General features: G+C 64.8%; 12 protein-coding genes. 2 read left to right on the forward strand and 10 right to left on the reverse strand.

Annotated features, from left to right (window positions below):
- Nucleotides 1-6: 6 nt before the first annotated feature.
- The gene (locus tag HZB53_12575) at nucleotides 7-753 is read right to left on the reverse strand and encodes a biotin--[acetyl-CoA-carboxylase] ligase (protein MBI5878476.1); all 747 of its coding nucleotides are present in this window, start codon (nucleotides 751-753) and stop codon (nucleotides 7-9) included.
- A gap of 90 nt (nucleotides 754-843) precedes the next feature.
- Here HZB53_12575 and HZB53_12580 point away from each other — a divergent pair, with 90 nt between their 5' ends.
- A complete protein-coding gene (locus HZB53_12580) occupies nucleotides 844-2,340 on the forward strand; it encodes a hypothetical protein (GenBank protein ID MBI5878477.1) in 1,497 nt (498 codons plus the stop codon).
- Nucleotides 2,337-3,512, forward strand: a complete 1,176-nt coding sequence (locus HZB53_12585) for a DUF2029 domain-containing protein (protein ID MBI5878478.1) — start codon at nucleotides 2,337-2,339, stop codon at nucleotides 3,510-3,512. Before HZB53_12580 ends, HZB53_12585 begins: the two co-directional genes overlap by 4 nt.
- A 61-nt stretch (nucleotides 3,513-3,573) precedes the next feature.
- Here HZB53_12585 and HZB53_12590 read toward each other — a convergent pair whose 3' ends face one another.
- The 9 genes from HZB53_12590 to HZB53_12630 all read right to left on the reverse strand — a co-directional run bounded on the left by HZB53_12590 (nucleotide 3,574) and on the right by HZB53_12630 (nucleotide 14,559).
- Nucleotides 3,574-4,278 (reverse strand): class I SAM-dependent methyltransferase, encoded by a 705-nt coding sequence (locus tag HZB53_12590; GenBank protein ID MBI5878479.1) that lies wholly within the window; start codon nucleotides 4,276-4,278, stop codon nucleotides 3,574-3,576.
- A 52-nt stretch (nucleotides 4,279-4,330) separates the two neighbouring features.
- Nucleotides 4,331-5,551, reverse strand: coding sequence for a glycosyltransferase (locus HZB53_12595; protein ID MBI5878480.1), 1,221 nt, complete (start codon nucleotides 5,549-5,551; stop codon nucleotides 4,331-4,333).
- A 3-nt stretch (nucleotides 5,552-5,554) separates the two neighbouring features.
- The gene (locus tag HZB53_12600; GenBank protein MBI5878481.1) at nucleotides 5,555-7,189 is read right to left on the reverse strand and encodes a glycosyltransferase; all 1,635 of its coding nucleotides are present in this window, start codon (nucleotides 7,187-7,189) and stop codon (nucleotides 5,555-5,557) included.
- Between the two features lie 7 nt (nucleotides 7,190-7,196).
- Nucleotides 7,197-8,186, reverse strand: a complete 990-nt coding sequence (locus HZB53_12605) for a glycosyltransferase family 2 protein (GenBank protein ID MBI5878482.1) — start codon at nucleotides 8,184-8,186, stop codon at nucleotides 7,197-7,199.
- Nucleotides 8,187-8,192: 6 nt separating this feature from the next.
- Nucleotides 8,193-9,104: a class I SAM-dependent methyltransferase gene (locus HZB53_12610; GenBank protein ID MBI5878483.1), complete on the reverse strand. Its 912-nt coding sequence runs from the start codon at nucleotides 9,102-9,104 to the stop codon at nucleotides 8,193-8,195.
- 48 nt (nucleotides 9,105-9,152) lie between these two features.
- Entirely contained in the window at nucleotides 9,153-9,920 is a 768-nt protein-coding gene (locus HZB53_12615) for a class I SAM-dependent methyltransferase (protein ID MBI5878484.1), read from the reverse strand.
- A gap of 50 nt (nucleotides 9,921-9,970) precedes the next feature.
- Complete coding sequence (gene asnB, locus HZB53_12620) at nucleotides 9,971-11,875, reverse strand: asparagine synthase (glutamine-hydrolyzing) (protein ID MBI5878485.1); 1,905 nt, start codon at nucleotides 11,873-11,875, stop codon at nucleotides 9,971-9,973.
- Nucleotides 11,876-11,892: 17 nt separating this feature from the next.
- Nucleotides 11,893-13,395 (reverse strand): sulfatase-like hydrolase/transferase, encoded by a 1,503-nt coding sequence (locus tag HZB53_12625; protein ID MBI5878486.1) that lies wholly within the window; start codon nucleotides 13,393-13,395, stop codon nucleotides 11,893-11,895.
- A 144-nt stretch (nucleotides 13,396-13,539) separates the two neighbouring features.
- Nucleotides 13,540-14,559 carry an LLM class F420-dependent oxidoreductase gene (locus tag HZB53_12630; GenBank protein ID MBI5878487.1) on the reverse strand — a complete coding sequence of 340 codons (1,020 nt, stop codon included), beginning with the start codon at nucleotides 14,557-14,559 and terminating at the stop codon, nucleotides 13,540-13,542.
- Nucleotides 14,560-14,684 lie beyond the last annotated feature (125 nt).

Below are 14,684 nucleotides of genomic sequence, written 5' to 3' on the forward strand. Positions count from 1 at the left end.
TCCCTTTCAGGTACTCAGTGTGACTTCGCCAGCGTGGCAGGTGACGGGCGTGCCATCCGGGCAGCGAACGACCAGCGCGCCGTCCGGCTCCACGGTTTCGGCGACGCCTTCAATCAGTTCGTCACCAGCACGGATGTGAACCATCTGGCCCAGCGTTACGATGCGCGCCGCCCAACGGTCTCGCAGCGACAGTCCCGCCTCCAGTTGGCCATAATACTCATCAACAGCTTCAACGAACGCGCGCAGCAGTGCAGCGGCATCCACAGTGCGTCCGAGCGCGGCACAGATCGATGTGGCCTGCGGCAGGTCGGCGGGCGGGTCGGCATTCACATTCAGCCCGATGCCTAGAATTAGGAACGTGCCGTCCACTTCGGCCAGCATACCCGCCACTTTGCGCCCGCCGATCAGTACATCATTTGGCCACTTGATGCCGACCTTGGCGATCCCCAGCGCGTCCAGCAACTCGACCAGTGCCAGCGATGCCGCCATCATGACCGCAGGCCACTCGGCCACCGGTCGCGACGGTCGAAGGACGAACGACAGATACAGGTTCCCTGGCGGCGAGTGCCACTCGCGGCTGAACCGGCCGCGCCCGGCGGTCTGTTCGGCGGCCAGCACCAGCGCGCCGCTGCCGTGCCCGCCAGCGATCAAGCGGCGCGCTTCAGTTTGTGTGGAATCGGTGCGGTCGAATGTGCAGAGCGATGTGGCGACATAGCGAGTGCGCCAGCCGCCCGGCGTGAGGCTCATGTCCATACGTTAGCTGCAATCGAGGGCGGCGTCAAGGTACGACGCACCAGAAAACTGCCCTTGCCAAACAGGTAAGAAGTTGACTACAATGCCGTTATGCGTATTCGCGAAACCCTGACCCCCCGTAACACACTGGCACTGCTGTTGCCGGTTGCCCTGTTTGTGCTGGCCGTGCAGCCCGTCTCGGACCCTGACCTGTGGTGGCACATGCGCAGCGGCCAGTGGATCGGCGAGCACGGCGCGGTGCCTACCGCCGACTTCTTCTCTTTCACGGCTGCGGGCACGCCGTGGATGGAGCATGAGTGGCTGGCGAACACGGCGCTGTATGCGTTGTTTGTGCTGGGCGGGTTGAACCTGCTGTCCATCGTCGCCGGCGCGATCATCACCGCCACGTTTGTCGGCGTCTACCGGCTCAGCGTGTTGCGACCGCATCTCGCCGTGTTCACGACGATCGTGGCGGCGCTGGCGACGGCGTTTACGTGGGACGCCCGGCCGCAGATTTTGACGATGCTGCTCGCTGTGGTCGTCCTGCTGGTTCTGCGCCGCGCGCGCACCGGCAGGCTGCGCTGGCTGGCGCTGTTGCCGCCGATCATGTGGTTGTGGATCAACGTGCATAGCGGCTTCGTGTTCGGCTTCGTCGTGATCGCGACCGCGCTGTTTGGCGACACGCTTGAAGCGGTCCTCGCCAGCCGGTTTGGCGGGCGCGTGCCGCCCCCCGATTCGGACACGATCCCGTCGAGACGCTATCTTGCGGCGTTGGCGTTGGCGGGTATCGCGTCGCTTGCGCTTACGCTGGCGAACCCGTACGGTGTGGGCGCCTACCTGGCGCCGCTCGGAACGCTTGGCAATCGCACCATCCCGCTGTATATCGCCGAGTGGCGACCGCCGGACCTGCACAATGCCCGCTTTCTGCCGTTTGCCGCGCTCTGGCTTGGTCTGATGGTGGCGCTGGCGTTTTCGCGGCGGCGCCCTGCGCTGACCGACCTGCTATATGTCATCGGATTTGGCTACGCCGCGTGGCTGTCGGCGCGCTTCATCCCGCTGTTCGCCGTGATCGCCGCGCCGCTGCTGACCCGGCAGGTGGCGGCCTGGCGCGCGGAGCCCCCGGCAAGCGCCGCACCGCCTGCCCTGCCGCCGGCGCGCCTGGCCCGGCTCAACGCGGCGGCGCTTGCGCTGTTGCTGCTCGCAACGCTGGTTCAGGTTGCAAGCACGTTGCTGCGCGCGCCGGAGAGCGTGGCGCGCCAGTTCCCGGTCGGCGCGGCCGACTACATTCTGCGGGAGCGGCCGGCCGGCCCGCTGCTGAACTCGTACAATTTCGGCGGCTACTTGATCTGGCGTCTGTATCCGGACTACCCGGTCTTTATCGACGGCCGCGCCGAGTATGTGTACGGCGACAGGTTTATTGCGGAGTACTACGATCGCATCTGGTTAGCCAGCGGGGATTGGCAGGCGTATCTTGATCGTTATGGCGTGCGTCTGGTCGTCATGGAAAAGGACGGAGCGCTTGGTCGCCAGTTGGCGCAGTCGCCGGCCTGGCAGCGCCTCTACGCCGACGATACGGCAGTCGTGTTTCAGAAACGCGCAGCGCCATGAAGAACGCGCGTATCGGACTGGCGCTGATCGCGTTTGTGGTGTTCGACCTGCTGCTGGCGCCCGCCTTCTACCACAACCTCACGCAGCAATACGCCGGGGCCAACGATTTCTATGTGCCGTGGCGCGCCGCCCAGTCGCGCTTGATCGAAGGCCGCGATCCGTACAGCGCCGACGTCACACGCGATATTCAGATCGGCCTGTTCGGGCGCACGGTGCCGCCCGGCGAGCACCAGTGGGGTTTCGCCTACCCGCTGTACGCCATCTTCATGGTTGCGCCGTTCATCGGGCTGCCGTATGACGCGGCGCAAGCGGCCTGGTACGCACTCCTTCTGCCGCTGCTATTTGCGAGCGGTGCGTTGATATTGGACACGCTGGGCGTGCGCCTGCGGCCGCTGGCGCTGGCCGGGTTCATGCTGTGGCTGATCGCGCTCTACCCGGCGGCTCGCAGCTTCATACTGGGTCAGCTCTCGATCGTGGTCTTTGCCTGCCTGGCCGCGGCGTGGTGGGCGGCCGCCAAACGGCGTGATGCGCTGGCCGGCAGCCTGCTGGCGCTTTCCACCATCAAGCCGCAAGTGGTGTTTCTGCTCGTGCCGCTGGCGCTTCTGTGCGCGTGGCAGGTTCGCCGGCGGCGGCTGGTGCTGAGCTTTGCGCTGACGCTCGCACTGCTGCTGGCCGCGACACTGGCGCTGCAGCCGGACTGGCCGCTGGGATTTGCACGCACGGCCACGGCGTACGCCGGCTACTTCGACAGCCCCTCGCCGCTGCAGGTCGTGCTGCCGAATGCGGGGCTGGCGGCGCTCGCGTCAGGGCTGATGCTGCTGGTGTTCGGGCTGGCGTGCGCGCGTTCGGTTCGCCGTGGCTGGCGCGACGGCTGGCCGCTGTTTGGCTGGGCGATAATTGTCGCCCAGCTTGTCGCCGTGCACACGGCCACAACCAACCAACTGGCGCTGCTGCTGCCGCTGTTGTTCGATCTCGCCCGGCGCCGGCCGTATCGGCGGGTGCGCGCCGTTGTCGCCGCCGGCGCGTTCTTCATCATACCGTGGGCGGTCTTCCTGGCCAGCAAAGAGGGCAACACCGAAGCACCGATGGCGCTGCTGCCGATGAGCGTGGGGGTGGCGCTGTGGTGGGGCTGGACGGTGCTCAGAGAGTGGGTGAGGCAAATCAAGACCTGATCGCTCGCAAGCGGAACCTTGATGGTGTTTGCCGCGCATGGAGAATGATCTTCCGTAGGTATCAGGTCAGCTTCTTCGCAATCACGCCGAGGTTTACGAGCGAATACCATCCACCAGCGCCTGTTTCAAAATGACTCCATAGGGCGTCATAGCAATCCCAGATGCGTGATGGTAGCACCTGGTGGCCTATCCGTTTTTCAATCCGGCGTAGGTTGCGCAGCGCGCGGATAATCGGTGGGTGGTAGCCGCGACCATACGCGTAAATCGGCACGAAACCGGTGTCACGGAGCAGTCGGCACAGGCCGTGGTAGGTGAAATCCGTTTCCCACCCGTATGGCCAGGTGCCGCGCTTCATCTCGATGCGTTTTTCGACAGCGTACCAATTGAACCGCTGTGGCGCATCGACCAGAAGGAAGCCTCCAGTTCGCAACACACGATGCTGCTCCTGAAGTAGATTCGCCGGCTTCACGAAGTGTTCCAGGAATCCCTGATGCAGGACAATGTCAAAGGACTCCGAGAAAAACGGAAGTTCGCGTGCATCGCCCTGCACCACATCAAATGCAACTTCGCTCGCCAGGTTTCTTGCGGCGCGTGTCGCCACGCCTGAGAAGTCAATCAGGCATACCGCGGCCCCGGCGCGCGCCAGGTCTCGGGACACCGACCCGGCGCCGCCGATATCAAGCACGCGTCGGCCTTTGACATCAACCGTCCGATTGAGGTGCGCGAGCATGTCGACGTGGAAATTGGTAGCTATGGTGCTTTTCACGCCGAGCCAATAGTGATCCCATACATCACTCGTGGGACTACGGCTCTCGCTGCTACCGGGTCGATTCATTTTCCCTCGGTGGATCTGTATGTGCAATTGACTGGTACGTTTCGCTCAGCCGGGCGTCGATGGCCTGCATCGAATAGTTTTGCAGCACCGTCTGACGTGCATGTGTGCCCAACCGGGCGCACACATCGGGATCTGCGAGCGCCGCGTTGACGGCGGTCGCAAATGCGCCGGGGGTATCTGCGATCAGCAGGTCTCGATCATGGCTCACATCGAGTCCTTCGCAGCCGATTGTGGTGGTCACGACCGGCAATCCCATTGCCATCGCCTCAAGAATCTTCAACCGGGTCCCGCTGCCGGCGCGCAGCGGCACCACAAACACGGCCGCGTCAGCATAGTACGGGCGCATATCGTCGACGCGCCCGGTAACTCGCACGCCATCGATGGTGGCCAGAGCTTTGACCTCGGTCGTCGGATCGCGGCCCGCGATGACGAATTCTGCGTCGGGTCGCGCGCGGCGAATGGCTGGAAAGATCTCTTCGCAAAACCAGCAGACGGCATCCACGTTCGGTGCGTAGTTCATGCTGCCCGTGTAGAGCAGGCGCGCACCCGCTGCCCGCTGGCGCGGCTGCAAGTGTGCCGTGTCGACGCCATTGGGCACCACAAAGACCGGCTTGCCAGGCAGCGCCGCACGGAAATACGCCGCGTCGGTCTCCGACACGGCGATCAGCGCATCGGCCCGCTTCGATGCGGCGATCTCGTAACGCCGCCAGCGTTCGTGCTCGCGCGCATCGAGCCAGCGCCGCAGAACGCTGCGCCCGCTGATGGCGAGCTGCCGCCGCTGAGCCAGCGCCTCGACGTTGTGGTGCGTGAGCACGACCGGCATCGCGCCCAGATCGCCGGCATACGGCATCAGCGACAGGTGATCGATATGCGCCAGGTCATACCGCTCTTCGGCGGCCAGGCGGCGCACAAGCGCATGCATCGCATCGGACTGCCACGCGTTCAGGCCGACCGGCTCGGACGAGGCAATGTCCCTGATGCGAGTCACCCAGGTGCGCGCCAGCGCGGGGGGGCGCGGGACGGTCACAACTTCACACAGCGCCGCCAGCGCGGCTCGGTTGACTGCGTCGCAGAGCGGGTCGTCGAGCGCCACAAGCGTGACGCGGTGCCGTTGCGCCGCCTGCTGCAAGACATTGAAAATCCGCAGCCGCCCGCCGTCGATGGCCGGCAGCGGCGGGTAGAGGGCGAGGAAGAGGATGTTCATGGATCAGACGCTGAGGACGATGAACGCACGACGGTTCGATTGCCGCCAGGTGCGCTCATCCATCGCCGAGAGCATGATCACGCCCGGAGCGCGCCTGGCATCGACCGGCAACTCGGCCTGCAACTCATTGTCCGCGATCCAGCGCGTTGGCAAGCGTGCCTCGTCGGCCAGCAGCACGCATGACGATGTCAAATGCCGGCCGCGCACCCTAACCTGCACAGTCGACTCATCGCCTGCGCGGATTGACCATGGCTGCAATTCGTCGACAATCGGCGTGGGGGCAATCGGCTCCGCCGGATTGTCCGCGGCGATCGGATCGTCAAGCCTTCGAATCAGAGCGTCAAAGGCTTCGTAACGGCGCTGCCAACTGTGTTGTGCGGCAAATGCCCGTCGTTCGGCGCGGCGCTGGCTGTTGTCGTCGGCCAGCGCCTGAGCGATCAACCGCGCGAATGATGGTTGATCGGCGGCGAGATACACGTAGTCCCGGTAGGGCGCAAGCTCGGGCAGCGCCGTCGCGACGACGGGACTGCCGCTGGCCAGGTACTCATAGAACTTGACGGGGTCCGTTGACGCCGTCACCGGCAGCAGCCGGAACGGAATAATCGACACGGCGAACGAGTGCAGGTAGTCCGGCAAGTCGGCGTAGGGTACCTCGCCGGTGAGTCGCACATTCGGGAGGCCACGCAGAAGTGATAAATCCGCTGTGCCGCTTCCGATCAGTACAAATGCCCACTCGGGATGTTCGCGAGCGGTTTGCGCCAGCAACTCCACATCCAGCCACGGCGCCAGGTTGCCGAAGTACCCGATCACCGACGACTTGTCGTCGAGGGGAATTGCAGTGCGTCCGGCCGCGGCTTGTGAAAAATGCTCAATCTCCGCGCCGTTGGGAATCAGTTGGACCGTGCGTGCTTCTGCGGCGACCTGGCTCTGCAAGAGGCGGGCCGTGGCGACCACCGCATCGGCGTTCCGCACGAGCGGCGCTTCTTCGGATAACATCGCATGCGCCTGTGGCAAGATGCCGTACCAGCGGTCGATCAGATCGTAGATAACCTTCCAGCCTCGCTCGGCTCGCAGTTGCCTGGCCAGCGGCCACCAGAAAGGCAGTTCCAGAATGCAGACGGCCTCTGAAATGTTGAAATCGCGGGCCAGGGCTTCTATCGAACCGGCCAGGCCGCTGCATTCCGCAGCCGTCATACGTTCCTGAAGCGGGCGCAGCTCGCGTGAGCCCGCCAGATGGATCTCCTGAACGCCGGGCAAGACCGGCCTGGCCGCATACTGGCCTGGTTGCCGACTGTACGCGGGGTTGACGGCCGGCCGGAAGTCCGGGCTGACGAAGAACACGCGGTGGCCGTGCGCTGCCCATTGCCGCGACAGGTGCTGCGGCCGCTGAAAGCGCCAGCGCCAGTCCGCGCACGACATAAAGATCACATCGTAACGTCCATCCGTCGCGCGATCGTCGTGCAGCGTCGTGCTGTGCGTGCCTGGGCTGTGCCGTCGCTCGAAGGTTCCCGCAATCCGGCGGCGCAGCCTGCGGTATAGGTGAAACAGCCGGATGAGTCGCAGGTTGTTCAGCCGGTTTAGTTCGGTGGCCAGTGTCGCGATTTCGATTTGCAGGGACTCTTTGTCTTGGTCAACCATGTTTCGTTCAGACGGAGTATGGACTGCCGGCGCTCGGCGCCGGCCGGCGGGCCAGCTTGCGGCGCAAGATGTTGGATACATAATTCCACGCGCCCACCGACCCGGGTTCCAGAGCCAGCGCGATCAGCAAATACTCCAGTGCGATGCGACGGTCCATCTGGCGGGCGGCGGCCGACCACCAGACGAAGCGCTGCGACAGCCAGCGGCGATCGGCGGCTTGCGCCCATGCAGGGGGATGGCTGCCCGGCATGACACGCGCCCATCCCGCCTGCCGGCGGCGCTGCAGCGTGGCACGCTGCGCGCGCGCCAGCAGCGCCGTTTGCTCCGTGGCCCGCGCAGCCGTCACCGTAGCCGCATGACGCCGGTGCAGATACAGCAGATCCGGCAGGTTGGCGGCGTCCCACCGCTCGGTTAAACGGAGCAGCAGATCGCAGTCCTGCGCCACGGGGTAGCTCTCATCGTAGCCCCCGCTCAGATCCAGGAGGCAGGCGCGCCGGAACATGAACGTGCCATGCAAGAAGGGAATCGTCCAGAGCAGCGTCGCGTGAATGGCGGCGCAATCCGTCAGCGGAACCCAGTCCTGAAGCGGCCGATCATCGGCGTCGACCCAGCGCGCGCCGGAGCCGACCAGTCCCACGCGGTCGTGCGCTGACAGGAAGGCGGCCTGCCGCGCCAGCCGCTCCGGGGTAGACGCATCATCGGCGTCCTGCCGGGCGATGTACGTGCCGCGCGTCACGGCCAGCCCGCGATTCAGCGCGCGCGTCAGCCCGATGTTGGTCTCGTTATGCAGGCGCACGATGCGCGGATCATCGTACGCCGCCAGAATCTGCGCCGTGTCGTCGGTCGAGCCGTCGTCCACGATGATGAACTCGAAGTCGGTGAGCGTCTGTGCGAGGATGCTGTCGACCGCCGCGCGCAGGTAGCGCGCACCGTTGTAAACGGCCATGAGCACCGATACGGCGGGCGTCGCGGGAGGCGTAGAGTTGCTCGCGGTCATCGGGCGCTAGAGCTTGCGAATCCATAAACTGCTGGATTCGGATTTGAGGCACAACGGCATCGCATCCCGAAAGAAATCGGGATGCCGGCTTCGCAGATAAGACGAAAAGAAACTGATCTCAAAGGCCGGGTTGTATTGCAGAAACGCGCGCAACGTGTATGCCTCGTTCCATGCAATTCCCTTCGTCACCCATTCGCGCGGGTACTCAAACGGCCAGTAGATGTCGTGGAAATGGATGTAGACGCCGCCGGCGAGTCGCGGCAGGATCTCGAACAGCAGGTAGTTGACATCGCTGCCGATCTTTGCGACGTGACTTGAGTCAATCAACAAGATGTCGTTGGCGCTCAGCCGTTCGAACACGTGGGGTGCGATATCCTGCACCCGGCGAGCGACGACTTCGGTGCTGTCGCGTTCTTGCGGTCGAAGCAAGGACAACAGCCGTTGCGGCTCGGGGTCGATGAAGGTGCATGCCAGCGTGCGATCCAGAAACCGCTCATTGGTATCGAGAATGATGCTCGACGTGAACCCACTGCCCACTTCAATGATTCGTGCGGGGCGCAGGTGCCGAAGCAGCCCGTACAGGCAAATGCCGTCGGAATAGGAATAGTAGCCGTTTTCGTAGTAATAGCGCAGGCCGGCTGTTGGCTGCGCCGCGAACGGCAAGTCGCCGTAGTACGAGACAAGGGATTGAAGCAGGGCGAACTGCTCGCCGTCACGCAGGTCAATGCCGCCCAGGGCAGGCCCCGGATCGGCAAAGATGCGCAATGCGTCGTTTGCCACGACGCGCAGATCGGGGATCGGCGAATGATAATGCCCGGGCAAGTGCGATTGCGGGCTGACGTGATCGGCTTTCTCGAGGTCACGCGCACGGTACACGCGGCGACCCCAATTTGAGCGGGTCAGCAGGCGCCGCGCCATATGTTTGATGCTAGCCATGTAGTTCCTCCAATATGGGGGTGCGGTGCCTCATGCACATTTTTCGACAATCCATTCAACCAACGGGTAGGTGTTCGTCAAAAGCTCGCAGACAACAACCGTAAGCATGCCAAGATTGCGGCGCAGCATCGGGTTCTGCCATACCACCTGCATGCCTTCGCGTTGGAACAAGCCACGCAGCCGGCGCGCAACGGGGAAGCGCCCGACGCCATACTCGCCTTCCAATCGCCCACGGCGGCGCACATACCACTCGCCTATGCGCGGCGGCAGCACGCTGGCGCCGAATAGCTGAAAATGAGGGTCCGATTTCAGGTTGTCCAGGCTCAGCAGATTTGGGAATGACAGGTAGGCCACGCCGTGCGGCGCCAGCACGCGCGCAATTTCGCGTATGCACGCGCGCTGATCCTTGACGTGTTCCAGTACATCGCTGCAGATGATGACGTCGAACGCGCCCGTGGAAAACGGAAGCGCCTCCAGCACGCTCTCGGCAAACGCGATGGTCGTCACGCCGTGCTCGGCAGCGCGAATGCGCGCGCCGGCCATATAGGTGTGCGACAGGTCAATGCCCGTGACGTGCGCTCCATCGAGGGCAAACGCGATGCTGGCGCCGCCGTACCCGCAGCCAACGTCCAGGACGCGCACGGCTGTGCCGGGGCGCACGGCTTGCACGGCCCTCAGAACCTGGCGCCCGCGCTCCACTCCGGACATGACGTACTGCCGCCAGTGCTCGGCCAGTTCGGTCCGCGTGCCGGGCTTGAGGGTGGACTCCCAGTATGCGGCAAACGAGGGTCTGGTCATGTTGGCGTCGTCACCGTTGCGCGCATGAGAGCCGACAGGCAAGCTATCCATCACGCGCTCGCATTCACGGGGTTGTCGAGCAGCATCTGCGCCCACAACTCGAAGTTGAGCAGCAGCCACAGGCTTCGTCCGTGGTCGCGCGCGCCGCTCGCGTGCGCCGTCACCATCTGCTCGACGACGTTCGAGGCAAAATAGCTGCGCTGGCGCGCCTGCGGGCTCAGCAGCGTATCGCGCAGCAGCGGCTGCATCTCGCCGCGCAGCCAGTTCGCAATCGGCACTGAGAAGCCCCATTTGGAGCGCTGCAGGATTTCCTTCGGCAGCAGTCCGGCAGCCAGACGGCGCAGCAACACCTTGGTCTGCCCGCCGTGCAGCTTGAGTTCCGCCGGCATCGACGCCAAAAGTTCGACGAGCCGGTAATCGAGAAACGGCGCGCGCACCTCGAGCGATGCGGCCATGCTGGCTATGTCGATCTTGACCTGCAAATCGTCCGGCAGATACGTCACCATCTCCAGGTACAGCAGCCGGTCGAGCGGCGCCCATTCGGCTGACCGGTTCCAGGCATCGGCCAGCAGGCCAACGCCCGCGCGCCCGGACTGCCGCAGTGCGGGTGACCGCGCATCCGTGCCGTCGCTCTTCCAAACGCTCCACTGGTTTGCGTAGCGCTGCAGCGGATCGCGTATTTCCGCCAGGCGAAAGGCCGCTTCGCGCATGAAGCCGCCCCAGCGTTCGCGGTTGAACAGCGCACCCGCCGGGGCTGGGTCGCGCGCGAGCGATTGCGCGCGGCTGGACAGCAACCCGCGCAGAGAGTTCAGGCCGCTGAATTCCTGCAAGCGGCGCAACCGGGGGTAGCCGCCGAAACTCTCATCGCCGCCGTCGCCGCCCAGCGCCACCGTCACGTGCTGGCGCGCCAGGCGCGACACATAGTAAGTCGGGATGCACGAGTCGTCGCCGAACGGCTCGCCGTAGTGCCGCACGAGGGACGTGAGCACCGCGGCCGCATCGGGATGCACGACCTCCTCGTGGTGCTCCGTGTGAAACTGGTTGGCCGCGATCCGCGCATACGGCAGTTCGTTGTAGGCTTCTTCGTCAAAGCCGATGGAAAACGTCTTGACCGGCTGATTCATCTGCCGCGCCATCAGCGCGACCACGGTGGCGGAGTCGATACCACCGGAGAGCAGCGCGCCCAGCGGCACATCGCTCATCAGGCGGATGCGCACCGAATCGTCGAGCAGCGCGAGCGCCTCGGCGGCCCAGTCGGCCTCGCTCTGCACGCGTTTGGCGCCGAAATCGACGTCCCAGTAGCGCTCCAGTCGGGCGCACCCGTTCTCGCAGATCATCATATGCGCAGGCGGCAGTTTAAGAATGCCCTCGAACATGGTGAGCGGATGCGGGACGTACCACAGGCGCAGGTAGTGCTGGAGCGCCGGAAGGCTGACCGAGCGCCGGATGCGCGGGTCTTGCAGGAGCGCCTGGATTTCCGATGCGAACAGGATGCCGTTTTCGCGCAGGGCATAGACAATCGGTTTCTTGCCGAGCCGGTCGCGGGCCAGCAGCAGCCGCCGCCGCCGCGAATCCCAGAGCGCAAATGCAAACATGCCGTTCAGGCGTGTGACGCAGCGCTCGCCCATCTCCTCGTACAGATGGACGACCGCTTCGGTGTCGCTGCGCGTGGCAAAGCGATGGCCCTTCGCTTCGAGCTCGGCGTGCAATGCCTGAAAGTTGTATATCTCGCCGTTGAACACGATCCAGATCGTGCCGTCTTCATTGGACTGCGGCTGGCGCCCGCCGACCACGTCGATGATGCTCAGGCGGCGCATGCCGAGGCCGACCGGCCCGGATAGGTAGAAGCCCTCGTCGTCCGGCCCGCGGTGCGTGATCTGGCCGCACATGCGCCGCAGCAGCGCCTCGTCCGCCGGGGCGTTGTCGAAGTTGAGTTGGCCCGCAATTCCACACATCGTTAGACGCCCATCCGCTAGTCGTCAATATAACCGAGCGCGCGCAAGCGCTCGACCACCGGGTCTTCGTTAACCGGTCGCTCGAGAACGATCGCCGGACCTTGAATAGCCCCCCGATAAGCCCGTTCGAGCGCGGCCGCTAGCTCGGCAGGTCCGGGTGAGTGCGGCCCGATGCGCGCCGGGCGCAGTTCGTCCGGGTCCTGGTTTAGATCATTCCAGAACAAATAGCTGGCAGAGGATGGCTGCTCCGTCAGGCGCGCCCAGCGCTGCCGGCCGAGCTCGATGACGCTGAGCTCCTTCCGATAGCGCGGCAGGAAGACCTGCCCATCGTGGCGCACCAGTTTGCGCGTCTCGCTGCGCGCGCAGCGTAGATACGGGGCCTGGCGAGACAACTGACCGGCGGGCGCCGGCTCCTGGCTGCGCCAGACTTCGGCAATATGAATGTGCGGCTCGGCGGGCGCGGCGCCCTGCGCCAGTGGAAGCAAGTTGCGACCAGCGTATGGCATGGTTTGCCAGAGCGGAAAATGGCGGTCGATGTCTATTCCCGCCAGGGCCGCGACGGTTGGGGCGACATCGGTCAAGGAAACTTGCCGCTCGACCACCCGCGGCGCGACTCCGGGCGCGCCGCGCATCAGGAGCGGCACGCGCAGCACCTCGTCCATCACGGTCCAACCGTGGCCGAACACGTCCGCGCCGGTTCCTTCGGGGTGAACCCGCTCGCCATGATCGCCAAACAAGAACACAACCGCATTGTCCCACAAGCCGCCGGACCGCAGCGCATCTTCGATCAACGGCCACTGTTCGCGGTCGAACCAGCTAACGCCTTCGACATACCACTCAAACAGGGTGCGAATGCGCTCGTGCACATCGGGAACCGCCAGCGCCACGCGCTCGCGAAAGCGCGAGAGGTCGCCTTCGGTCAGCGCGGCCGGTGGCGCGATGTGGCAAGCCGTCGCAAGCGCCTCGGCCTTGGCTTCCAGCGCGCGCAGCGATCCGCTCGAGCCGGCGCGGGGCGTGTACAAATATGGCGCGTGCAGATCCCACAGGTGCAGGAACGCAAACACCGGCTGCGCGCGCCGCTGCGCTTGCCGGCACAGGTCGACAAAATCGTGCAGGGTGTTCGCCACGGCATCGAAGCCGCGCAGGACGCCGTTGGCTTGCAGGATGCCCGGGTGTTCGGGCTGCTCTGACTCGCGCAGCGTGATGGTCGCGTACCCCGTGGCGCGCAGCGCCTCGGCCAGCGTTTCCACGTGGTCGGGGAGGCGCTCGTAAAAGAACGACCGAATTCCGTGGTGGGGCGGTATCAGCCCGGTCATGAGCGACGCATGTGATACGGTGGTATGTGGAGCACAGGAGAGCGCCTGCGTAAAAAACACACCGTCCCGCGCTATCCGGTCCAGGTTTGGCGTGCGCAGCGCACCGCGCACATCGAAGCGATCCATCCCGCGATGCGCCGGCGCGCCCTCAAGCGCGTCAAACCGCCACGAGTCAAGCGTAATTAAACATACACTAGGTCGCATGAGTACTCTTACTGAGCGTTGAAGGTGTGCCGTGAAAGTCGGCAGGCGAGCCGCATCGCCCGCTCGAAAAGTTGCCTGTCACGCTCCGTAGCGTGGACGATCATTTATCGCCGCGATAGGAGTTCGTTCGGTGCGTAGGGCAGGCTACGCCGCCAACTCCGCCATCATGCGCACCGTATCGATGCTGGCGGCGCTGATGCGGAGCGTGGTGACGCCCGATTCCTTCCAGGCCTGCAGGCGCTCCTTGATACGCTCGCGCGGTCCGATCAGGGCCACCTCGTCCACCAGTTCGTCGGGCACGGCGGCGGTCGCCTCGTCGCGTTTGCGGCTCAGGAACAGGTCCTGGATGCGGCGGGCGGCGTCCTCGTACCCGTAGCGGCGCGCCAGATCGTTGTAGAAGTTCTTGTCGCGCGCGCCCATTCCGCCGATGTAGAACGCGAGTCCCGGCTTGATCTGCGCGCGGCACTTGTCCAGATCGTCGCCGACGACCACGCTCACGCTCGGCGAGATGTCGAAGCCGGCGGCGTCCTTGCCGCCTTTGGCAAAGCCTTTGGCCAGCGACTCGTTCCACACGCTCATGCGGAACGGCGAGAAGAAGATCGGCAGCCAGCCGTCGGCAATTTCGGCCGTCATGGCGACATTCTGCGGCCCGATGGCGGCGATGTAGATCGGAATCTGCGCCCGCACCGGGCGGTTAATCAGCATCAGCGGCTTGCCAAGCCCGGTGCCGCCGCGCAGCGGGACGTCGTAGTGATCGCCGTGGTGTTCCAGCGGCTTTTCGCGCGCCAGCACCGCGCGCATAATCTCGATGTACTCGCGCGTGCGCTTCAGCGGCTGACCATAAGCGACGCCGTGCCAGCCTTCCACAACCTGCGGCCCCGACGCCCCGATGCCGATCAGGAAGCGCCCGCCGCTCAGCATGTCGAGCGTCATCGCCGACATGGCCGTGACGGTCGGCACGCGGGCGGTCATCTGCATGATGCCGGTGCCGACGTTGATCCGGCTCGTGTTGGCCAGCAGCCACGCGGCGGTCGTGACCGCATCGGTGCCGTACACTTCGGCCGTCCAGAGCGAATGGTAGCCGAGGCGCTCGGCTTCCTGCGCCCTGGCGATCAAGTCCGCGTTATTCGTGCTCCAACCGCCGCTGTTGAGGCCGAGTCGCATAGGATTGTCCTTTTTGGGTGGCGCGCCGTGGAAGAGGCGAACGGGTGGTGCTGCTCACCGACGTGAGTATTGTACCGGTCAGGGGTGGGCTGTCAAGCGCGGCCATCGGTATGCAGCAATTCTCA

Source organism: Chloroflexota bacterium (genome assembly GCA_016235055.1).
In the GTDB taxonomy this organism is placed as follows: domain Bacteria; phylum Chloroflexota; class Anaerolineae; order JACRMK01; family JACRMK01; genus JACRMK01.

Excerpts from the sequence above, each read along its gene's own strand:
- HZB53_12610 (MBI5878483.1), bottom strand. The coding sequence starts at position 9,104 with ATGGCGCGGCGCCTGCTGACCCGCTCAAATTGGGGTCGCCGCGTGTAC.
- HZB53_12630 (MBI5878487.1), bottom strand. The coding sequence starts at position 14,559 with ATGCGACTCGGCCTCAACAGCGGCGGTTGGAGCACGAATAACGCGGAC.
- HZB53_12605 (MBI5878482.1), bottom strand. The coding sequence starts at position 8,186 with ATGACCGCGAGCAACTCTACGCCTCCCGCGACGCCCGCCGTATCGGTG.
- HZB53_12600 (MBI5878481.1), bottom strand. The coding sequence starts at position 7,189 with ATGGTTGACCAAGACAAAGAGTCCCTGCAAATCGAAATCGCGACACTG.
- HZB53_12580 (MBI5878477.1), top strand. The coding sequence starts at position 844 with ATGCGTATTCGCGAAACCCTGACCCCCCGTAACACACTGGCACTGCTG.
- HZB53_12575 (MBI5878476.1), bottom strand. The coding sequence starts at position 753 with ATGGACATGAGCCTCACGCCGGGCGGCTGGCGCACTCGCTATGTCGCC.
- HZB53_12615 (MBI5878484.1), bottom strand. The coding sequence starts at position 9,920 with ATGACCAGACCCTCGTTTGCCGCATACTGGGAGTCCACCCTCAAGCCC.
- asnB (MBI5878485.1), bottom strand. The coding sequence starts at position 11,875 with ATGTGTGGAATTGCGGGCCAACTCAACTTCGACAACGCCCCGGCGGAC.
- HZB53_12625 (MBI5878486.1), bottom strand. The coding sequence starts at position 13,395 with ATGCGACCTAGTGTATGTTTAATTACGCTTGACTCGTGGCGGTTTGAC.
- HZB53_12585 (MBI5878478.1), top strand. The coding sequence starts at position 2,337 with ATGAAGAACGCGCGTATCGGACTGGCGCTGATCGCGTTTGTGGTGTTC.
- HZB53_12595 (MBI5878480.1), bottom strand. The coding sequence starts at position 5,551 with ATGAACATCCTCTTCCTCGCCCTCTACCCGCCGCTGCCGGCCATCGAC.